Annotated in this window: 1 protein-coding gene; it reads left to right on the forward strand. The window is 33.0% G+C overall.

The features are described 5' to 3' along the window. Window positions 1-253 precede the first annotated feature (253 nt). Window positions 254-1,258, forward strand: coding sequence for a nucleoid-associated protein (locus AC06OU_RS13810; RefSeq protein ID WP_475856517.1), 1,005 nt, complete (start codon window positions 254-256; stop codon window positions 1,256-1,258). The last annotated feature ends 268 nt before the right edge of the window (window positions 1,259-1,526 follow it).

The raw sequence follows: 1,526 nt of genomic DNA on the forward strand, positions 1-1,526 counted from the left end.
ATGACAATATAAAAATTCATATAAATACCTCTACTCTCCAATAAACCGTTACAAATATTATAGCAAAAAAACAACAAAATATTATAGGTTAATACCTCTTCCAATTTTAGTTAGATTATTAAAAAAGTTCGAAAAAGCATATATATAACAGCTCTTTCCATTCATAACAAAATGAAGTGAAAAAATATATGAAAATAACTACTATAATATGATAAGGTAGAATATCTAGAAATTAAATTTAGAAGGTGAAGAAGTGTTAGAAGTAAATGAAAGTAAGTTAGATCAATATATAGTGCATTATGCAGGAGATTCACTCATTTTAGGTGACGAAGCTTATCTCCAGCCTGAGGTTATGCTAGAAGCAGCGTTCACTCAGCTAGCATTTAACAAAGTGGATTTTGAACAACAATATGATTTTTTCCACCAAACAGATTTAGGCTTAAACGAAGTATACACATATGTGAAAGCTATCTTTGAAAATAAAAATAGCTTCCTAGAGCAATCCAAGAATATAGCAGTTCATTTACAAAGTGTGTCCCAGCACCCTAATATTAAAAACGGTGAATTATTTATCGGACTATTTGAAAACTGCATATGGAATACAGAAGCTAAAAGAGCTATTTCCATCGTTAAAATCGATGAAAAAGAAATGTATTTAGACATCAAAAATGATCAGGAAAAAGTTATTGTAAACGGTGTAGATGGTATAAACGTAAAGAAAATAAACAACATAGCAGTAATCTTGGATATGGGTGCAGAATCACCACCAGCTGTTTTTATGAAAACGAAGAAAAAGGAAGATGTTGTTTACTGGCAGGAACGTTTTTTAAATATTAGAGTCGCCGACGAGCACTTCCAAAAAACTAGTCTTGCTTTAACAGAGTGCAAAAAATATATCGTAAAAGAAGAGAGCTTTACGAATACAGAAAAGCTTGGACTTCTTAATAAGACACTCGATTACTTTAGAAATGAAGAAGCATTTGAAGTAGACGAATATATAGAAACGGTATTTGAAAAAGCGGATCAAGTCCAAAAGGATATTATTATAAATTCAGTAAAACCTTTCGAAACTGTTATTTCAGAAAGTGCGATTGCTAAGATTGAAAAGAATTATAAGCGTAAAATCAAGCTAGATTCTAATATTGAAATACAAGTGAATGTTAGGGATATCGAGCAAGTTGAACAACTGATTGAGGTTGGCTATGATGAAGTGACCAATCGTAAATTCTATAAGATTTACTACCAAGAAGAACTTTAATGGAGTGCTAGTTGTTTAACAAAAAAAGCGCAATCGCCTGTCACTGACCCGACGGGCAAATGGAAAAAAGCGAGGAGGCAGCTCCTCAGCCACCGCAGCTTTTATCCATTTGACCCCGAGGGGCAAGGCGATGAAGCTAGATAAATAAAAAATAAATGAATAGATTAGATAGAGGTGCTATATTGATAAAGAAAAAAAGGTGTAAGAATGGGTTGCGTATAGTGCATGAACATATTCCTCATGTGCGATCTGTTGCAGTAGGCATATG

Source organism: Psychrobacillus sp., from assembly GCF_056205495.1.